Annotated in this window: 21 protein-coding genes; 6 read left to right on the forward strand and 15 right to left on the reverse strand. The window is 65.1% G+C overall.

Features of this window, described 5'->3' with window-relative positions:
* Nucleotides 1–22: 22 nt before the first annotated feature.
* The 4 genes from AC1DWQ_RS16110 to AC1DWQ_RS16125 all read right to left on the reverse strand — a co-directional run bounded on the left by AC1DWQ_RS16110 (nucleotide 23) and on the right by AC1DWQ_RS16125 (nucleotide 2152).
* Complete coding sequence (locus AC1DWQ_RS16110) at nucleotides 23–409, reverse strand: Hsp20/alpha crystallin family protein (protein ID WP_477670746.1); 387 nt, start codon at nucleotides 407–409, stop codon at nucleotides 23–25.
* A gap of 112 nt (nucleotides 410–521) precedes the next feature.
* Nucleotides 522–959, reverse strand: a complete 438-nt coding sequence (locus AC1DWQ_RS16115) for an Hsp20/alpha crystallin family protein (RefSeq protein WP_477670551.1) — start codon at nucleotides 957–959, stop codon at nucleotides 522–524.
* A 289-nt stretch (nucleotides 960–1248) separates the two neighbouring features.
* The gene (locus AC1DWQ_RS16120) at nucleotides 1249–1494 is read right to left on the reverse strand and encodes a GlsB/YeaQ/YmgE family stress response membrane protein (RefSeq protein ID WP_457282025.1); all 246 of its coding nucleotides are present in this window, start codon (nucleotides 1492–1494) and stop codon (nucleotides 1249–1251) included.
* Between the two features lie 73 nt (nucleotides 1495–1567).
* Nucleotides 1568–2152 (reverse strand): DUF4142 domain-containing protein, encoded by a 585-nt coding sequence (locus AC1DWQ_RS16125; protein WP_477670552.1) that lies wholly within the window; start codon nucleotides 2150–2152, stop codon nucleotides 1568–1570.
* Between the two features lie 306 nt (nucleotides 2153–2458).
* On the opposite strand from AC1DWQ_RS16125, the gene AC1DWQ_RS16130 reads away from it, so the two are divergent.
* The 3 genes from AC1DWQ_RS16130 (at nucleotide 2459) to AC1DWQ_RS16140 (ending at nucleotide 5831) form a co-directional block, all read left to right on the forward strand.
* Nucleotides 2459–3091, forward strand: a complete 633-nt coding sequence (locus AC1DWQ_RS16130; protein ID WP_477670553.1) for a helix-turn-helix transcriptional regulator — start codon at nucleotides 2459–2461, stop codon at nucleotides 3089–3091.
* A 247-nt stretch (nucleotides 3092–3338) separates the two neighbouring features.
* Nucleotides 3339–5438 (forward strand): D-(-)-3-hydroxybutyrate oligomer hydrolase, encoded by a 2100-nt coding sequence (locus AC1DWQ_RS16135; protein ID WP_477670554.1) that lies wholly within the window; start codon nucleotides 3339–3341, stop codon nucleotides 5436–5438.
* Between the two features lie 198 nt (nucleotides 5439–5636).
* Nucleotides 5637–5831, forward strand: a complete 195-nt coding sequence (locus AC1DWQ_RS16140) for a CsbD family protein (RefSeq protein ID WP_477648761.1) — start codon at nucleotides 5637–5639, stop codon at nucleotides 5829–5831.
* A gap of 119 nt (nucleotides 5832–5950) precedes the next feature.
* Here the strand turns inward: AC1DWQ_RS16140 and AC1DWQ_RS16145 are convergent, their stop codons facing one another.
* The 8 genes from AC1DWQ_RS16145 to AC1DWQ_RS16180 form a co-directional block, all read right to left on the reverse strand.
* The gene (locus tag AC1DWQ_RS16145) at nucleotides 5951–7159 is read right to left on the reverse strand and encodes an NnrS family protein (protein WP_477670555.1); all 1209 of its coding nucleotides are present in this window, start codon (nucleotides 7157–7159) and stop codon (nucleotides 5951–5953) included.
* Entirely contained in the window at nucleotides 7156–8325 is a 1170-nt protein-coding gene (locus AC1DWQ_RS16150; protein ID WP_477670556.1) for a hypothetical protein, read from the reverse strand. The genes AC1DWQ_RS16145 and AC1DWQ_RS16150 overlap by 4 nt, the downstream gene beginning before the upstream one ends.
* Nucleotides 8322–8693 (reverse strand): metal-sulfur cluster assembly factor, encoded by a 372-nt coding sequence (locus AC1DWQ_RS16155; protein WP_477670557.1) that lies wholly within the window; start codon nucleotides 8691–8693, stop codon nucleotides 8322–8324. The genes AC1DWQ_RS16150 and AC1DWQ_RS16155 overlap by 4 nt, the downstream gene beginning before the upstream one ends.
* Nucleotides 8690–9160, reverse strand: a complete 471-nt coding sequence (locus AC1DWQ_RS16160) for an RrF2 family transcriptional regulator (protein WP_477670558.1) — start codon at nucleotides 9158–9160, stop codon at nucleotides 8690–8692. The genes AC1DWQ_RS16155 and AC1DWQ_RS16160 overlap by 4 nt, the downstream gene beginning before the upstream one ends.
* A 14-nt stretch (nucleotides 9161–9174) precedes the next feature.
* Nucleotides 9175–11451 (reverse strand): nitric-oxide reductase large subunit, encoded by a 2277-nt coding sequence (locus tag AC1DWQ_RS16165; protein ID WP_477670559.1) that lies wholly within the window; start codon nucleotides 11449–11451, stop codon nucleotides 9175–9177.
* 40 nt (nucleotides 11452–11491) lie between these two features.
* Nucleotides 11492–11779 carry a DUF2249 domain-containing protein gene (locus AC1DWQ_RS16170; protein ID WP_477670560.1) on the reverse strand — a complete coding sequence of 96 codons (288 nt, stop codon included), beginning with the start codon at nucleotides 11777–11779 and terminating at the stop codon, nucleotides 11492–11494.
* Nucleotides 11780–12154: 375 nt separating this feature from the next.
* A complete protein-coding gene (locus AC1DWQ_RS16175; RefSeq protein WP_477670561.1) occupies nucleotides 12155–12559 on the reverse strand; it encodes a response regulator in 405 nt (134 codons plus the stop codon).
* A 170-nt stretch (nucleotides 12560–12729) separates the two neighbouring features.
* Complete coding sequence (locus AC1DWQ_RS16180; RefSeq protein WP_457282038.1) at nucleotides 12730–13206, reverse strand: FKBP-type peptidyl-prolyl cis-trans isomerase; 477 nt, start codon at nucleotides 13204–13206, stop codon at nucleotides 12730–12732.
* 174 nt (nucleotides 13207–13380) lie between these two features.
* Here AC1DWQ_RS16180 and AC1DWQ_RS16185 point away from each other — a divergent pair, with 174 nt between their 5' ends.
* The 3 genes from AC1DWQ_RS16185 to ypfH all read left to right on the forward strand — a co-directional run bounded on the left by AC1DWQ_RS16185 (nucleotide 13381) and on the right by ypfH (nucleotide 15518).
* Nucleotides 13381–13839, forward strand: a complete 459-nt coding sequence (locus AC1DWQ_RS16185) for an Rrf2 family transcriptional regulator (protein WP_477670562.1) — start codon at nucleotides 13381–13383, stop codon at nucleotides 13837–13839.
* Nucleotides 13829–14758, forward strand: a complete 930-nt coding sequence (locus AC1DWQ_RS16190; protein ID WP_477670563.1) for an NAD(P)/FAD-dependent oxidoreductase — start codon at nucleotides 13829–13831, stop codon at nucleotides 14756–14758. The genes AC1DWQ_RS16185 and AC1DWQ_RS16190 overlap by 11 nt, the downstream gene beginning before the upstream one ends.
* A 112-nt stretch (nucleotides 14759–14870) precedes the next feature.
* Nucleotides 14871–15518, forward strand: coding sequence for an esterase (gene ypfH, locus AC1DWQ_RS16195; RefSeq protein WP_477670564.1), 648 nt, complete (start codon nucleotides 14871–14873; stop codon nucleotides 15516–15518).
* A 432-nt stretch (nucleotides 15519–15950) separates the two neighbouring features.
* Here the strand turns inward: ypfH and AC1DWQ_RS16200 are convergent, their stop codons facing one another.
* Genes AC1DWQ_RS16200 through AC1DWQ_RS16210 form a run of 3 tightly spaced genes read right to left on the reverse strand, consistent with a single transcriptional unit; the run spans nucleotide 15951 to nucleotide 18246 of the window.
* Entirely contained in the window at nucleotides 15951–16616 is a 666-nt protein-coding gene (locus AC1DWQ_RS16200; protein ID WP_477670565.1) for an SPOR domain-containing protein, read from the reverse strand.
* The gene (locus AC1DWQ_RS16205) at nucleotides 16610–17506 is read right to left on the reverse strand and encodes a biotin--[acetyl-CoA-carboxylase] ligase (RefSeq protein ID WP_477670566.1); all 897 of its coding nucleotides are present in this window, start codon (nucleotides 17504–17506) and stop codon (nucleotides 16610–16612) included. Before AC1DWQ_RS16205 ends, AC1DWQ_RS16200 begins: the two co-directional genes overlap by 7 nt.
* A 59-nt stretch (nucleotides 17507–17565) precedes the next feature.
* Complete coding sequence (locus AC1DWQ_RS16210) at nucleotides 17566–18246, reverse strand: SET domain-containing protein (RefSeq protein WP_477670567.1); 681 nt, start codon at nucleotides 18244–18246, stop codon at nucleotides 17566–17568.
* Between the last annotated feature and the right edge of the window lie 11 nt (nucleotides 18247–18257).

The raw sequence follows: 18257 nt of genomic DNA on the forward strand, positions 1-18257 counted from the left end.
CGCGGTCGTGCGGGGAGCGCGATCAAGCTGCCTTGATCTCGATGCGCCGGGGCTGTGCGTGCTGCGCCTTGGGTATGCGCAGCTTCAGCACACCGTTCGCGAGTTCGGCGCTGACTTTCTCGGTGTCGAGCTCCTTGCTGAGCGTGAACACGCGGTGAAAGCGGCCCAGCCCCACTTCGGTGTGGGTTGACTGCAAACCTTCGGGCGCAGACAGGGCCGACTCGGCATCAATCGTCAGCGTGTCGGCCTCTACCTGCAGGTGCAGCTTGTCGCGCGGCACGCCGGGCAGGTCGGCATACAGCGTAATGCCGGTGCTGTCTTCAATTACATCGACGGGCGGCGTCAGCGCGCCATTGGCGTAGCGCGATGTGTCTTTCTGCGCCACTTCGTTTGCTTGCCCGGTTTGCATGCTGCGGCCGGTGGTGCTGCCGTTGTTGGCGCTTCCATTACCGCTGCTCCGTGCGGCGCCGCTGTTGCCGCCGGTTTGTTGTGTGTTGGCGTAGTTCATGGCTTGCCTCCTTTCACTGGATGGCGATGCGGCGCGGCTGGGCTGAAGCGCGCCGCTGGATGGTGATGTGGACCAGGCCGTCCTTGAAGCTGGCGTTCACGGCGTCGGGGTCGGCGTCGTCGGGCACGGTGAGCACGCGGCGGAAGCTGCCGGCAAAGCGCTCATTGATGTGCAGGGTCGATTGCGCGCCCGCTTCGGGCAGTTCAGTCTTGCGCTCGCCGGCAATGGTGAGCAGGCCGCGCTCCAGGCTGACGTCGAGCGACTTCGGGTCAATGCCCGGCGCAAAGGCATACACCTCTATCGTTTGCGGTGTGCCGCCAATGTTCAAGGCGGGAAAGCTGCTGCGGCCAAAGCCGCGAATGCTGGGAGACAGATCGAAGGCCTGCTGCACGTCGCGCTGCAGGCGATCGAGTTCGGCGAACATGTCGCGCGGAAATAACGATCGGTACATGGCGAAAACCTCCATACGGGTTGAACATCAGTGCGCTGGAAAACCCCCAAAAAAGCGGCTTCCGGCGCCCGGGAAGAGGATGTAGGAATTGCCAAAAAAATTTCAAGAGGGAATTTGCGCACGTCACTCTCAGGCGCGGCGGGCCTGCAAAAGGGCGGCCCAGGCAGCGGCGTTGCGGTCAGGTTTAAAACTTTTTTCGCAAGTCACCCACGCGTGAGCCGCACAGCACAACGCCCCGGTGCACGTGAATGCACCGGGGCGTCTGGCTGGCGTTTCTTTTTCGGCCTGCTCAGCGCTTGGCGATCAGGCGGTAACCCAGCAGCAGCACGATGGAGCCAAGCACGGCGGCGATGAAGCCGGCCGTTTCGCCTTGCTGGTACCAGCCCATGGCCGCGCCCAGGTAGGTGGCAAGGAATGAGCCCGCAATACCGATGAGCACGGTGATGATGAAGCCGCCAGGGTCGCGGCCGGGCATCAGGAACTTGGCGACAAAGCCGATGATGAAGCCAATGATGATGGTCCAGATAATTGACATAGCGTCTTCCTAAAAAAAAAGGGGAAACCCAGGACGCGGGCAAGAGCCCGCGATGACTGGCTTACTTGGCGGCTTACTTGGTCGGTACTACGGCCTTGGCCATTTCCAGGTGGGCTTCCACCTTGGGCAGCATCTTGCCGGCCAGCGCCTTCAGGTCGGCGTCTTTGGCGTCCTTCTGGATCTTGGTCAGCAGCTTGATGGTGGCTTCGTGGTCGCCCACACCGGCGCGCTTGGCGTATTCCGTGTCAAACAGGTTGCCCGACAAGGCCTTCATTGCGGTGGCCTTGGTTTTGGCCATCACGCCGGGGCCGTCGGGCAAGGTCACACCTTTGGCGCGGGCCAGTGCCTGCACTTCGGCCAGGGCGCTGTTGTGGTCGTCAATCATTTGCTGCGCAAATTTTTTGATCTCGGCGTTCTGCGATTTTTCCAGCGCCATCTTGCCGCTTTCGATCTCGGCGATGTTGGCCTGGGCCAGGTCGTCCAGCATGCCCTTGTCGGCACGGGCCAGCTTGCCGGCATCTGCCGCTGTTGAGGTGCCTGCGGTGGTGCTGGTCTGGGCCGTGGCGGGCAGGGCAGCCAGTGCCAGGGCAGAAGCGGCCACGGCGGCCAGTGCCACGCTGCTGAGTTTGAATTTCGATCGGTTCAATCGGTTCAACATGAGGGCCTCCTTTGAAGGGGTGGTTGTTGACGGGTTGATTCGGTATGGGGGAACAGACGCCGCGAAGATAGGAATTAGCAAACCAGCAAGCCGCGGCAGATAGCGTTGTACTTTCGCCGCTGTAGCGGCCGTGCGTTGCAGGAGGCCGGGCAGGCTCTGTGTAGGAATTTGCTTGCGCGTGGTGTCCGGCTGCCGCGCACGGGCGCCCGGCCTTTTGTTCAACAAATGCCGCGTGGTGCGATACGATGGCCGCCTGGACAATTTGTCTGAAATTCGAATCGCCTGACTCGCCGGAGGCCGCGCACCATGAAAAACCCCAGCAACACGCCCAGCAACAAGCATTTGCTCGCCGAGCTGAAGAACATTGCCGAAGGCCTGGGCAAAACGTTCGCGCCGTTTTGCGAAGTGGTGGTGCATGACCTGACACACCCGAAGAACGCGATCCTGGCGATTGAAAACAACCTGAGCGGCCGCCGCCTGGGCCAGCCCGCCACCGAGCTGGGCCTGGCGCGCATCCAGGACCCGGACTACCCCGCGGTGATCGCCAACTACGCCAACCAGTTTGCCGACGGCCGCAAGGTCAAGAGCACGTCGGTGGGCATTCGCAATGAAGAAGGCGAGTATGTGGCGGCGATCTGCCTGAACGTGGACCTGACGCTGTTCAACGGCTTCCAGGCGGCGATGTCGCAGTTCACCGCCATTGAAAGCAGCGCCGTCACCGAAACACTGGACGCCGCCAATGCCGACCGCATACAACAGTGCATTGACGAATTTGCCGCGGCCCGCGCCACCACCTCACGCTCGCTCAAGCCGGCAGACCGCAAGCAGCTGGTGCAAGACCTCAGGAAAGCGGGCTACCTGGAGATTCGCCGCGGCGCGGAGATAGCCGCCGCGCACATGGGCGTTTCGCGCGCCACGGTGTACAGCGACGCGAAGTAGGCGAAAACCAGCCGAAAAAGCTCTGCACAGCCAAAAATTAGCCGATTTTGAGCATGAAATTGACCGTCAGCCCAATCAGAACCGGCGCGAGCAGCTATAAAAAAGATAGCGACCACGGGGCGGCACACACAGCAAGGCGTTGAGGCAAAACCCTTACAAAAGAACTCTTACAAATCCCACAGCGCCCAACGCCCACGCGGGCGCTATTGGGATGATGATGTTGTACGAATAACCTGAGGAGGACGACATGAAATTCACCCTGATCAAAACAACCACGGCCCTGGCGGCAATGGCCGCGCTGGGCGGCTGCGCAAGCGGTGTGGGCGTGCAGCCCAACATCAAACCGGTCTGGCTGGGCGGCATCACCACCGGCGTGTACGACGGCGGCAACGACGACTTGCTGACCGCCGGCCTGGGCAAGAGCGGCCTGGCCGCAACGGCGCCGCTGCCGGTCGACCCCCTGAACCCGAGCGCGGCCGAGTTGCGCCGGATTGCGATTTACAACAACTACCGCGCCATCCTCGACATTTCCGCGGGTGGCGGCTACGGCACGCTGTACGGCCCCAACGTGGATGCCAAAGGCAATATCACCGCCAGTGAAGGCAAGATCGCCGGTACCGAATACATCGCCTATTCAGACGACGGCAGTGGCCGCCAGAACGTCACGATGATGGTGCAGGTGCCGGCCAGCTTCAACCCGGCGAGCCCGTGCATCGTCACCGGCACCTCGAGCGGTTCGCGCGGTATCTACGGCGCGATTGGTTCGTCGGGTGAATGGGGCCTGAAAAACGGCTGCGCCGTGGCCTATACCGACAAGGGCACCGGCAGCGGCATGCACGACCTGCAGAACAACACGGTGAACCTGCAGAACGGCCTGCGTGCCGACGCAGTGGCGGCCGGCACGGCCTCCAACTTCACCGCCAACCTGACACAGGCTGAGCGCACAGCCTTCAACGCGGCCACGCCCAACCGTTTTGCCGTGAAGCATGCGCATTCACAGCAGAATTCCGAAAAAGACTGGGGCCGCTACACGCTGCAGGCGGTTGAGTTTGCCTACTTCGTGCTGAACGAGCGCTATGGCAAGCCTTCGCCCGACGGTGGCGGCCGCCTGAAGACGCTGAACCCGTCGAACACCATCGTGATTGCCTCCAGCGTGTCCAACGGCGCGGGTGCGGCACTGGCCGCGGCCGAGCAGGACACGCAGGGGCTCATCAGCGGCGTGGCCGTGGGCGAGCCCCAGGTGCAGCTGGTGCCCGATGCGCGGCTGAGCGTGCGGCGCGGCAGCAGCACGCTGGCCGGCACCGGCAAGCCGCTTTATGACTACACCACACTGGCCAACCTGCTGCAGCCTTGTGCTGCGCTGGCCTCGCCCGCCACCAATGTCTTCAACACCATCAACCCGGTCATCGCCGCGAGCCGCTGCAGTGCGCTTAAGGCCAACGGCATGGTCGCGGGCAACACCACGGCCGAGCAGGCGGGCAGCGCCATGGCCACGCTGGTGCAGGCAGGCTGGCAGCCCGAGGGCAACGACCTGCAGGCGTCGCACTATTCGTTTGCCACCCTGCCGGTGGCGCTGACCTACGCCAATGCCTACGGCCGTGCCGGCGTGCAGGACAACCTCTGTGGCTACAGCTTTGCCGCCACGGCCCCTGCCGCTTCGCCCACGCCCAACCTGCCGGTGCCTGCGCCGGCGGGCCCGCTGGCCACGTCATTCGGCACCGGCAACGGCATACCGCCCACGGTGGGCGTGAACATCGTCAACAACGCCAGCCTCGGCGGCCCGATGCTGGACTCGGCCTCCATCTCTGCCGGCAACGTGCAGGACTACAACAGCGCCGGCGCCCTGTGCCTGCGCAACCTGGCCACGGGAAACACCCCCGACGCCCTGCGCGTGCGCGAAGGCATCCAGCAGGTGCTGCGCACGGCCAACCTGCAGGGCAAGCCTGCGCTGATCGTGCATGGCCGCTCTGACACGCTGGTGCCGGTGGCGTTTACCTCGCGCCCCTACTTTGGCCTGAACAAGATGGTGGAGGGTTCGCGCAGCAAGCTCTCGTACGTCGAAGTCACCAACGCCCAGCACTTTGATGCCTTCCTGGGGTTCCCCGGCTATGGCCAGCGGCTGGTGCCGCTGCACCGCTATTTCATCCAGGCCATGGACATGATGTATGCCCACCTCAAAACCGGCGCACCGCTGCCGGCCAGCCAGGTGGTGCGCACTGTGCCGCGCGGCCTGAGTGGCACCACGCCCAACCCGATCACGCCCGCCAATGTGCCGCCCATCAAGCTACAGGCGGACGCGCCGGACCGGATCACGTTCTCCAGCAATGTGGTGACGGTGGCTGATTGAGTGATGAAGGCGTACAGGAAAACAGGGACCGACATGCGTTTGGGTGCTTGGCCTACGCTGCGTTCCCGGCAGCCCGGTATCTTGGTAACTGGCTGACGTGACACGACGAACGTTGGCCCGGGATACCCCTCGCGATGGCCTCGCAAGGGTCTCGCCAGGGTTTCCTGGACCTTCCCGTCGAATTCATCAGGAGTCATCATGAACAAGGATCAAGTCAAAGGCGCAGCCAAAGACGCAGCTGGCAAGGCACAGGAAGCTGCCGGCAAGCTCGTGGGCAGCAAGGACCAGCAAGCCAAGGGCCTGGCCAAGCAGGTGGAAGGCTCTGTGCAGAAGAATTATGGTGATGCCAAGGAAGTCGTGAAAGACGCGACCAAGGGCAACAAAGGCTTCTGAAGCTTTTGAGCCAGCATGTCCGGCTTGCCGGGCAGCCAGAACAGCGGCGCATTGGCGCCGCTTTTTTATGGGCGTTTGTTTTTAGCCCTGCGCGGCGGCAGGCAGACCCGGCCAGCCACCTATCCGGGATGCCCGTCCGCGCGCGCACGGGTCAGGGCCGGCCAGTAGCCCACGGCATACAGCGCGAAGCCTGCGGACCACAGTGCGGCCGAAACCAGCACGGCGTGCAGCGTCTCGGCCGGCGCGATGATCGGCACGAACACGCGCACCAGTGCCGAAGCGAGGACAAGCACATAGCAGGTGACTTCGGTGCGGCCCGCCTGGAGCGGCCGGCCGGTATGGCCGAGCGCGGTGCGCGTCATCATGCCGATGATGAGCCCGCCGATGGCGCCCACCGTCAACGCGTGGGTTGCCGCAGAGGGCGTGACCCAGCCAGCTGCGGCCAGGACGCGCAGCACCAGGTGCACCGGAATCCAGAAGTAGGCGGCATGCAGTACCCAGACCAGCGGTGTGTGCATGGTCTTCCACGGTTGCCACAGTGCCCAGCGCACAAGGTGTGCGGCCGCGCAAACACCGGCCAGCGCCGCCAGGGGCGCGCCCTGCAGCTGCAGCGCATCGGCCAGCAGCAGCGCCAGCACCGAGCCCAGCGCTGCTTTCTCGAGCCAGGGGCGGCGGGTGGCGTTGGCACCCGGCACGCCGTTGTTGGTAAACATGGGGATCACGCGGCCACCCATCACGGCCATGATGAAGAGCATGACGTCAAGCGCAGCCTGAATGCCGACCCAGCCTGGCAGCTGCATGAGCCCGAGCTGCGCAAGATGCACCGCCAGCACGGCCACCGCCATCAGCAGCAGCAAGCCGATGAAAAAGTAGTTGCGGCGATTGCGCGCGGCGATGAAGGGAACCGCCAGCGCAACGGCCGCGACCAGCGGAAACGCAACGTTGACCGCCGCCGCAGCCCAGCCGAAGGGCGTGAGCACAAGCACCCGCCCGGCCACCCAGAGCGCCGCCAGCGCGGCCAGCGGCAGGCCGGTGGGCGTGGGGCGGTTGGACCAGTTGCGCCCGGCCGTGAACAGGAAGCCCACCACCACAGCCAGCGTGAAGCCGAACAGCATTTCGTGCGCATGCCACATCGGCCCCTGCAGGTAGGGCTGGCCCAGCCAGCCGGCGAACTGCAGCGCCCACAGGCCAATCGACAGCGCAGCGAACACGCTTGCCAGCAGGTAGAAGGGCCGAAAGCCGGTTTGCCAGAGCGCGATGCCTTGCGGTCCCGCCGTCGGAAAAGGTGAGCTGTCAGGCGGGGTTTTGATGGGGATGGACTGTGTCATAGCGAGGTCTTTCCGGGTTGCGTGGCGATCGTTGCGCCGTCGTTGATACGCCATGCGACAGCGGCGCCAGCGACGGTTGCGGCAAAGAGCGCGATGGCTGCGGCGTTGAGGGTGGCGCCGGTGGCGCGCAGCGGCGGGTCGAACAGGCCGAAGCCGAGCCGCGCGATGAGGGACAGGTGAAGCGCCGCGAGCGGCACGTAGAAGAAAGCGCCGAACTGCAGCTTCACGCGTGCGATGGCCGGCAGGATCACCGGCGCGTGGCCCATCATCATGCTGACAATAAACCCCAGGCCGAGCGCGTGAAGCGCCATGTCGCGCAACGGCAAGCCCAGCGCCGTGGCGGCCCATGCCGCGCCGGCCACCGCCAGCCAGCCGTAGCCGCTGAGTAGGCACACCGCCATGTAGCGGCTGAGCCCGTGGGCCAGCACCGTGCGGCGGGCAATGTCGAATATGGCCAGCCACATTGCCAGCAAGGCCAGTGCTGCGCCGTACAGCAGCCCGCCCCACACGGGTGATACGGCCGACGCCGCGGCGCCGACAAGCATGGCAGGCAGCACGGCCTGGAGCGACCACTGCGCGGCGGGTCGGCGGCGCATCAGGCGCGTCATTTCCAGGCGTTCGGCCGCGATGGTCATCACGAGGAAGGCGAACCACCATGGCAGGATCGCGCCGCTGCCGAAACCGAATGCGAACAGCAGGTTGCCGGCCAGCCAGGCCCCCGCGCCGGCGAGCAGCAGCCAGGTGTGAGCCGCGCGCTGGCGCCACACCACCACGGCATTGACGGCCGTAAAAGCAGCCGCTGCGGCTACGCCCAGCCAGGCGCCTGCCTGTGCCTGCCCGAGCAGCAGGCACAGGCCGCCCAGGCCCGAGGCGAGAGGCGCAAAAAAAGCGGCACGCAGTTTGACGGCCACCGCCCGTTCAATACCGATGACCGTGCCCAGGAAGCCGCAGATCATCAGTGCGGCATGCGAAAGGGCGGCATGGCCGAGCCAGGCGGCATCGGCCACGGCGGGCAGGGCCACGCCTGCGCGCAGCAAGCCACCTGCGATACCGGCCAGCAGCGACAGCACCACTACTGCCGGCAGCAGTAGCCGCGCGCCCACCTTGACCCAGGGCGGCGCGGCTCTGTGGTGCAGCGTTGGGCGAAGCGGGCGTGAGGGTTTCACCAGCCCATGAAGCGCTTGGCGCTCTCGCTCATTTGGTCGGTAGACCAGGGAGGGTCCCACACCAGTTCGACTTCGATCAGGAGTTCGGGCGGCACGGCGCGGTCCAGCTCGGTTTCCACTTCTTCGATGATGAGGTCGGTCACCGGGCAGGCGGCTGAGGTCATTGTCAGCAGCACATGCAATTTTTCTCCGGTCACGGTGACGCCATAGATCAGCCCGACGTCGACGATGGTCATCGCGACCTCCGGGTCGACCACCCGCCTCAGCGCGTCGATGATGGGCTGGCGCAGCGCCTCGGGCCCGTCGTAGGGAAAGGGTGGCTTGCACACGCTTGCGGCAACGCCGGTGCCGGCGGGGGCTGCATTCATGAGGCACGCCCGGCCGGTGAAGCGGCAGCCGTGCGGCCGGTGAAGAACACCCTGGCGAGCGACTGACGGTTGCGAGCGAGGTCTGCCAGCGTGTAGCGGTCGAGCACGCCGTAAAACGCGTCGACCGCTTCGCCAAGCACGCCGCGCAGGCGGCAGATGCGGGTGATGGCGCAATGGCCGCCCGCCGCTTCAAAGCATTCGGCCGGTACGTCCGTTCCTTCGGTTGCGCGCACCACCTCGCCCACAACGATCAGCTCCGGCGCTTTCGCCAGTGCCAGCCCGCCGCCCTTGCCGCGCACGTTGGCCAGCCAGCCGTTCTTGCCGAGGAAGTGCACGACCTTGGTCAGGTGGTGTTCGGACACGTCAAACGCATCCGCTATCCCGGCGATGGTGGCGCGCCGCTCTGGCTGCGCCGCCAGGTAGATCAACACACGCAGGCTGTAGTCGGTGAAAGCCGTGAGTTTCATGGCGGCTTGCCGGGTCAGGGCCCCGCTGTTGCGGGCACCGCGGTCATGCCGGCCGGCTGCACGGCCGGGCGGCGCAGCAGGCGCGCGGCGTACCAGGCCAGGAAGCACGCACCGATGGCGAACAGGATGTCGCCGGGCACGCGCATCCAGACCAGGGTTTCCATCACGCCGGAGTGGATGATCTCGGGCGAGCGGGCGTACCACAGACCCTTGGTGATGCTGGCCCAGGCCTGGTAGATGCCGGCAGGCAGCAGCGACAGGAAGACCATCATTGCCAGGCCGATGTTCAGGCTCCAGAAGGCGGGCTTGAGCAGGTTGTCGGCATGCAGGTGGCGCGCATACAGGCCGCGCAGGCAGAACAGCATGAGGCCGATGCCCAGCATGCCGTAGACACCGAACAGCGCGGCATGGCCGTGGGCCGCCGTCATGTTCAGCCCCTGCATGTAGTACAGCGAGGCCGGCGGATTGATGGCAAAGCCCAGCAGGCCGGCGCCCACGGTGTTCCAGAAACCGACTGCCACAAAACACATCACGGGCCATTGGTAGGTGGCGAGCCACGGCATGGCTTTGGAGCGCCGGTAAGTTTGCAGGGCTTCCAGGCCGATCAGTGTCAGCGGCACCACTTCGAGCGCCGAGAACACCGCGCCGACGGCGATGACCGAGATCGGCGTGCCGGTGAAATACAGGTGGTGCAGGGTGCCCAGGATGCCGCCGAACAGGAACACGATGGTCTCGGCGATGATGGCGCGGTTGGCGCTTTCGGTGCGCACCAGGCCCAGCTTGGTGAAGATCAGCGCGACGACGGCGGTGGCGAACACTTCAAAGAAGCCTTCCACCCAGAGGTGGACCAGCCACCAGCGCCAGTACTCGATCATCGAATAGTGGGTGTGCTGGCCCCAGGTGAGTGACGAGGCGTAGAAGCCGCCAATGCAGGTGGCCGACAGGAACACCATGGCGATCAGGCCGCGCGTTTCCGAAGGTTTGACCAGTGCCGGCCACAGCGCGCGGCCCAGCAGGAATACCCAGAACAGCAGGCCCACGAACAGCAGCAGCTGCCAGACGCGGCCCATGCTGGTGAACTCCAGGCCCTGGTTGCCGATCCAGAAGCTGAAGTCGACGCCGCGATGCTGCAGCGTGCCCAGCCAGCCGGTGGCGGTAGAGCCGACCACGATGGCGATCAACGCCCAGAACAGCACGTCGACGCCGAGCTTTTGCAGCTTGGGTTCACGGCCCGACAGCAGCGGTGCGATGTAAAGGCCCGTAGCCAGCCAGGCGGTGGCGATCCAGAAGATGCCGACTTGCGTGTGCACCGTGCGGCTGACCACATAGGGCAGCACCTGCGCAAGCGGCAGGCCGAAGAAGGATGACCCCTCAACTGCGTAATGCGCGGTGACCACGCCCATGCCGATTTGCAGCAGCATCAGGCCGATCACGGCAAAGAAGTACTTGCGCGTGGCCTTCATCGAAGGTGTGGCAACGGCGCCCAGCAAAGGGTCGGCCTGGGGCGGCTGCGCCTCAGGCCCATGCCGCTGGCTTCCGTGCAGCCACAGCATGGCGGCGATGCAGGCCAGCAACAGGACGATGCTGACCATCGACCAGATGGCGGCCGAGTTGGTCATGGTGTTGCCCACCAGCGGCTCGTGCGGCCAGTTGCTGGTGTATGAGAGGTTCTCTTCTCCGGGACGGTCGGTGACGGCGGCCCAGGAAGTCCAGAAGAAGAATGCCGCGAGCGCCTGGCGGTCGGCCGCGTCGGGCAGCGCGCCTTCGATCATGGCGTATTGCTCGCGCAAGGCGTCCAGGCTGGCGTCGTGGCCGAACAGGCCTTCGTAGTGGCGCGCCACCTCACGGATGGCTTGCGCCCGCGCGGGTGTGACGGTGACGGCGCCGCTGGCCGCGTCATAGGTGTTGCGGCGCATTTCTTCCTTGAGCGCCGCTGCGACTGCGCCGCGGTCTGAGGCCGTGAGCGCGGCGGGCGCCTTGCGAAGCTCCTGCGTGCGCAGGGCCTGCAGGGCCAGCGCTTCCCGATGCAGCCAGTCGGCAGACCAGTCCGGCGCCACATAAGCGCCGTGGCCCCAGACGCTGCCTTGTTGCTGGCCGCCGCTGGCCAGCCAGGCGCGCTGCCCTCTTTGCACTTGCTCGCCCGTGAAAAGCACGTCGCCTGTGGTGCTGACGACGGCTGTGGGGATGGGTGGTGCGGTCAGGTAAATCTGCCAGCCGAGGTAGCCGAGCGCCCCGAAGGACAGGACGAATACGAAGCCGAGCCAGCGCCACAGCATGTTGTTGTTTTTCATCGGGTTTTCTTGGGAAGTCTTGAGTGGGAATGCGTGGAAGTTAGCCGCCACCGCAGGCGCCGCAGCACTGCTTGCTACCCTGCGCGGGTGCAAGCCGGGTGATGGCGACGCGCCAGGTGTCGGGCCCCTGCTCCAGGTAGTCCCAGGAGAATCTGCCGGGCAGGTCCATCATGAACCGGGCATGCAGGGGCTTCGGGTTGTGGTCGTTGATCAACTCCATGGCCTGGCCGGTGCCGAGTTGGCCGAATGTCGAGAAGACCAGCGGATGGCGCTCGCTGGGCGCGAGCTCGCGGAGATCCACCCTGGTGTGGGAAGCGGTGTGTGTCATGGGGATTCTTTCAAAGGAATCGCGAGTGGTCTTCATAAGATGCATTCGAGATACACCTATGGTTAGCCATCGGTCCCTGGGCGCTGTTGATGCAGATCAAACGGAGCCGCGATAGGTCGCTATAGACAGCGATTCCCGGGGGTTTGCTTTTTGAAGCCGACGAAGCGTGCGGCAGCGCCTAGACGCACGCTGGCGGGTGAGCGTGGTTTCGGTGCGGTTTCGGAGGGCGGGCTCAGCGGACGCTCATGGGCACCGCTTGAAAGAGCTCATATCAAGGCCTGCCGGGTAGCGACAAGAGCGGCATGGCGCCGCTTTTGTGTGTGGGCTTGTTTTAGCGGGCGCCTGAGCAGAACGCCTGCCGCTTGAACGTGGGGATTACTGGGGCAGCAGCGGAGCCGTACCGCCCAGGCTGGCCGCATGGGCCTGGCAATAAAGCACCAGCTTTTCCACGTCCTGCGATTTGTCGAACACCTCGTCGGCGCCGAGCTCGCGGCAGTAGTGCAGGATGTTTTCCTGGTTGTGGCTGGTCAGCACCACGACCTTCTGGCGGGCCGTGCGCTGCTGGCAGTCTTTCAGCACGCCAAAGCCGGAGCCTTCGGCGAGAAAGAGGTCGACGATTGCAAGGTCCCAGTCATCGTGGTGGGAACCCAGCCACTGGCGGGCACTGGACTCGGAATCGGCGTGGCCGACGAAACGCAGGGGTGCGATTTCTTCCATGGCCTCAACCAGTGTTTTGCGTATGTCCGGCTTGTCTTCGACAAGAAACGCGTTGATGACCATGGGTACCTCTGAAGTTAATCCATGAAGTTAGCCATCATCCTGCGCCGGGGCTGTGGTCGTGCATCACCGGGGGATGTAGGCTCAATCCCACTGTAGTTCAGCGGGCTCCCCAGAGCGGTAACGGTACGTAACGCTAACGGCTTAATCGCCGAACGGTCACGTTGCGCAGATTAATGGTGGTGTCCATGCTCGCCGTGCACATGGCGGTGGGCAATTTCTTCCTCCGAAGCAGCGCGCACGTCAGTCACTTTCAGGGTGAAACGCAGGGCCTTGCCGGCCAGCGGGTGGTTGCCGTCCAGCAGGACGGTGTCGCCCTTGATCTTCGTGACGTTGAAGACATGCTCGCGGCCGTCGTCGCCCCGGCCTTCGAGCTGGCCGCCCACTTTGACCCCGGGCGGAAACTGCGTGCGGGGGATGGTGCGCACCAGGCTTTCGTCGCGCAGGCCGAAGGCGTCCGCCGGCTCCAGCGCCAACACGGTCTGGAAGCCTTTTTCCTGGCCGTCCAGCGCTTCTTCGATCTTGGGCAGGGTGTTGCCATAGCCGCCGTGCAGGTAAACCATGGGGGCGCTGCTTTGCTCGACCAGCTTGCCCTGGGCGTCTGCCACCTTGTAGCTAAGGGTAACGGCGGTGTTTTTTCCGATTTTCATGGTGTTTTTCCAGATCTCTGGTGCGTGAAAAACGCTGATTCTCGCCGACCCGGGCCAAAACCGTCCGGACGGCCGGGCACCGCGGTGCAGTGCCCCCTTGAGGCGTGGGGGTTTGACGCGGCCTTGCAGCGCCGGTACGAGATCTTCATAGAATCATGCAACATGATAAGTTACATGAAATTAAGAGGCCGGCTTTCCGCCGTTTTGCATGCCCTGCTGCATATGGCCCATCGCCAGGGGCCGATGACGTCGGACGAGCTGGCGGCCTGCCTGCGCACGCACCCGGTGGTGGTGCGGCGCACCATGGCAAGCCTGCGTGATGCCGGTTTTGTGGTGTCGGAGCGAGGCCATGGCGGCGGCTGGGTGCTGGCGCGGGAGCTGGCTTCCGTCACGCTGCTGGACGTGCAGATGGCTGTGGGCGATGCCGGCGCGCCGGGCGCCGAAGAAGGCGCCCATGCGGACGGCTGTGTCATTGAACAGTCTGTGCAGCGCGCCCTGGCCGGCAGCCTGCGCGAGGCGGAAGCCCTGCTGATGAAACGCCTGGCGGAAGTCACGCTGGCCGACCTGTCGGCCGATTTCAACCGCGCGATGGCTGCGCACGCCCTGTCACCGGAGGCCTCCCATGCTGTATGACGCCATCATTGTGGGCGGAAGCTTTGCGGGGCAGTCTGCGGCATTGCAGCTGGCTCGCGCCAGAAGAAATGTGCTGGTGATCGACGCGGGCCTGCCGCGCAACCGCTTCGCCCCGGAGTCTCACGGCGTGCTGGGGCACGACGGCAAGCCGGGCTTCGAACTCCTGGCGACGGCCCGGGAGCAGCTGCTGGCCTATCCGACGGCAAAGATCTTCAGCGGCCGTGTGACCCGCATTGAAACCGGCGAGGCAGGATTTGTGGCGGAAGCGGAAGAGGGCATGCGCTGGTTCACCGGGCGCCGCCTGTTGCTGGCCACCGGCGTGACGGACGTGCTGCCCGACATCCCCGGCCTGGAGGCGCGCTGGGGCAAGACGGTGGTGCACTGTCCCTATTGCCATGGCTATGAAATCGGCGGTGGCGCCGTCGGTGTGCTGGGCACGGGCCCGATGTCGGTACACCAGGCGCTGATGTTTGCCGACTGGGGCGAGGTGACCCTGTTTACGCAAGGCGTGGTCGATGTGTCGGCCGAAGAGCATGGGCTGCTGGCCGCGCGCAAGGTCAGGGTCGAGCCCAGTCCTGTCGCCGAACTGCAGGGCACGGCGCCCGCGCTGGAAAGCGTGCTGTTGCAGGATGGCCGGCGCGTGGCGATCAAGGCCTTGCTGGTGGGCACGCAGGTGCGCATGGCCAGTCCGCTGGCTGAAGCGCTGGGCTGCGCGTTTGACGATTCACCGTTTGGCCCCATCGTGCGCGTCGATGCCTGGGGCATGACCAGCGTGGATGGCGTGTACGCTGCCGGCGACATGGCGCGCGTGCCGCACAGCATCACCTTCGCCACTGCCGGGGGTGTGGCGGCCGGCGTCAGGCTGCACTCTTCGCTGATCACGGAAGACGCGCAACGCGGGGAAACCGCAGCGGCATAACGCGGAAGAACGGGCGGAACGCGGCGTAAAAAGGCGGGGCTGGTTAAAGTGGTTGAAAGAGGCTGAAAAGGCCTCAATTGCCTTTTTTCACCCTGCTCACGCTTGCCCTGCCATGAACCCGTCCGAGACCGAAACCATTGAACTGCTGCCCGTGAACGGCGCCCCCCGTCAACTGTTTGTGCTGCTGCACGACGCGGGAGGCACGGCCACCGACATGCTGGAGCTGGGTAACCTGCTGGGCGGCGCATTTCCCGAGGCGGCGGTGCTGATTCCGGAAGGCCTTTCGGGCCCGCATGCCGATGCGGCAGGCGCTACCGCTGCGGGCAAAGATGACGCCGCTGCGCTGGCCGCGCGCGTGGAGGTTCTGGCGGCTTTTGTGCGTGCGCAGCAGCAGCGCTTTGAGATCCTGCAGTCGGACACCGCACTGGCCGGCTTTGGCGCCGGTGCGAGCCTGGCGCTGGCGCTGAGCGATGCGCACGACGGCCTGGCCGGCCGCCTGCTGGCCTTCGGCGGCGGCTACCAGATCTGGCCTGCAAAAGCGCCCGCACTCACCACCCTGCATCTGCTGCACGGGCAAAACGACGACGTGGTGCCGCTGGCACGCACGCGCGGCGACTTCGACCACCTGATGGAACTCGGCGCCGACGCCACCCTGGACGTTGCCGCCAGGCTGGGCCACGAGCTGCACCCCGCGCTGATGGACCAGGCCGTGACGCGCCTGCAGACCTGCGTGCCGCTGCGGCACTGGAAAGCCGTCTGAATAAACCCACCCCCGTCCGGGCTCACTGCGTGTAGCCCGTTCCCCCTCAAGGGGGCGGTGAACCGGTACACCCCTATCGGGCTCACTGCGTGTAGCCCTTTTCCCCTTGCAGGGGACGGTGCCTGCGGCCCGGCAAAGCCGGTTCCGCGGCCCCTGCTGGCTTGGAATCGGGTGCGGTGGCTCAGGGAGGTATTTCTTAAAGAAATAGTGCCTAGAGCCAAACAGAGTAAGCGCCAACAGCTCCTAAATTAATAGCATGTGGTGCCGGAAGCCGGACCTTCGGGAGGCTCGGGACGATTGGATAAGCGCTGTGCAACTGCAGTGTGCTCTTAAGCCAGCATGAGCCGCGGAACCGGCTTTGCCGGGCCGCAGGCGGGCGGCCCCCTCGGGGGGCAGGAAGCTACACGAAGTGAGCGACCGTGGGGGTCTTATCTAGCAAGGCCGCAAGGCCTTGCCCGCCAACTGCGGCTTGAGCAACTCCAGTTTGGCCATGAGCGGCGCATCAACGGCCGGGAGTTTGAGGAGCTGGCCGCGTATTTCAGGCTGCTCCTGCACCACCTTGGCGGTGCGTACGCCGCGCGTGGCGACCTTGGCCAGTTCACGCTCTGCGTCGGCCTGGGAGCTGAAGTGGCCGAGCGAGAGGCCAGGTCCCAGCGAGGAGTTGAGCAAGGGCTCAAACGACACGCCCATGCCGCGCAGCTCGCTGCGCTTTTTGGCCAGTGCGTCCTCGTTGGTGTATTTGCCCATGTAGATGATCCAGCGGCCCGGCTCCGAGCTGTTCTCGAGTGACCAGCTGCCGATGGGCAGGCTGGCCTCCAGTCCGAAGCGCAGGGCGATGGTCTGCTCGGGGGTGAAAAGGCCGGCCTGCAGGCATTCAGGGGCGGGCGGCGGCGCTGCAGCGGTGGTGCTGGTGCTTTCCAGCTGGCCGGCATCGGTGGCGCTCAAAAGGCGCATCGCCTTGGGCCGGATCTGCTGCGCCAGGCGCTGGGGCTCGGCCTGCACGACGGGTGCAAAACCGTAGTCGGCCAGCAGGCCTTGCGTCCAGGCGAAGTAGCCTGCGTTGGCCAGGACCAGCGCCAGCACCAGCAGCCTCAGCATGGGTCCGCGCCCTTCGCTGGCTGCGCCGCCACGGGCCGTACGCTGACTTCGGAGCTGGTGATTTGTTTCATGCCAGCCGCAGTATGCACCAGCAGCGCGCCGTTTTCGCCCACACCGTGGGCCGTGCCTTCCAGGCCGTTCTGGCCGTCGGACAGCTGCACGGCCCGGCCTGCCAGAACGTCGCGCGCCGCAAAACGCGCCTGGAAAGGCGCAAAGCCAAAGCGTTCAAACGCCTGCATCGCCTGCACCAGAGGCGGCACGATGCGCAGCAAGGTGGCGGGTGCGTCCAGCGTCGGCAGCAGCGTCTGCAAGCCGCCCGGCGGAATGCCGGGCATGGCGGGTGCGTCAGCCGCAACGGGGATTTCCACCGCGCGGATGTTGATGCCGATGCCGACCACCACGTAACGGATGCCTTCCCAGCTGGCGGTTTCCACCAGGATGCCGGCCAGCTTGCGGTCGCCTTCGGGTGTGGACAGCCAGAGGTCATTGGGCCATTTCAGGCCGATGCGGGGTTTGGCGGCCTGGCCGGAGGCGCTGCCGGCGAACGGCTCAAGGCTTTCGGCTACGCTGATGCCGGCCACCAGGGAGAGGCCGGACCAGTCGGCGGGCGCAAGCGGCAGGCCCAGCGAAAACGTGAGGCTGTCGCCGCGGCGGCTTTGCCACTGGCGGCCCAGCCGGCCGCGCCCGGCGGTTTGCTGTTCGGCCACCAGCAGCAGGGGCTCTGGACGGGGCAGGACACCGGGGCTGCCGCGAAAACGCCGCATCAGCTCGGTGTTGCTCGAATCAATCTCGGGCAGGACTTCCACCGTGAACCCCGGCAAGGACGGCGCCAGGGCCTCCCAGAGAGCTTCGGCGGGCCAGCGGATGGGGGATGTAAGGGGAGTGCTCATGAGAAGGTTGCAGCCGGTTGCGCCGGCGGCATGGCCTGTGAAGCGGGTTGAGCGCCTGCTCAGTCCTTCTTTTTCTTTTTGGGTTTCTTGCCGGCCTTTTTATCGGCTGCCTTTTTGTCAGCCTTGGCTTCAGCCTTTTTGTTGGCTTTTTTTGTGGACTTCTTTTTGTCCTTGTTCTTGTTCTTTTTCTTGCCTTCGTCGTCCTTGGGCGCCAGCAGGGTGCCGCGGCAGTTTTTGGCGCCGCACCAGCAGGGGTATTCGGCCAGCAGCTTCTTGGTGTAAGGCGCGTCGATGATCAGGCCGTAGTCGTAAAACAGCTCTTCGCCGGCCTTGATGTTGCGCAGCGCCTTGATGAAGACGCGGCCGCCCTCTTCGTCGGCTTCGCAGTTGGGCTTGCAGCTGTGGTTGATCCAGCGCGAGGAATTGCCGCCGTGTTTGGCGTCGATCACATGCTCTTCGTCGATGTGGAAGTAGAACGTGTGGTTGGGGTCCTTGGGGTCGTGCGGGTGGCGGCGCAGCGCCTCTTTCCAGTTGATGATTTCGCCGACATATTCGATCAGCGTTTCACCTTCAGCCAGGTCCTGCACTGCGAACACACCCTTGCCGTGGACGCCGGAACGCCGCGTCTGGATGCGGCGCCCGTCGGCAGCCGGAGCCGCGGGTTTGGAAGGAGATGCGGGGACTGCGGAAGCCTGGGTTTTTGACACGACGTATTTTTTTGGTATGGTTAATTCATGCATGTGCGCGTGCG

It is taken from the genome of Polaromonas sp. P2_G11, assembly GCF_056403595.1.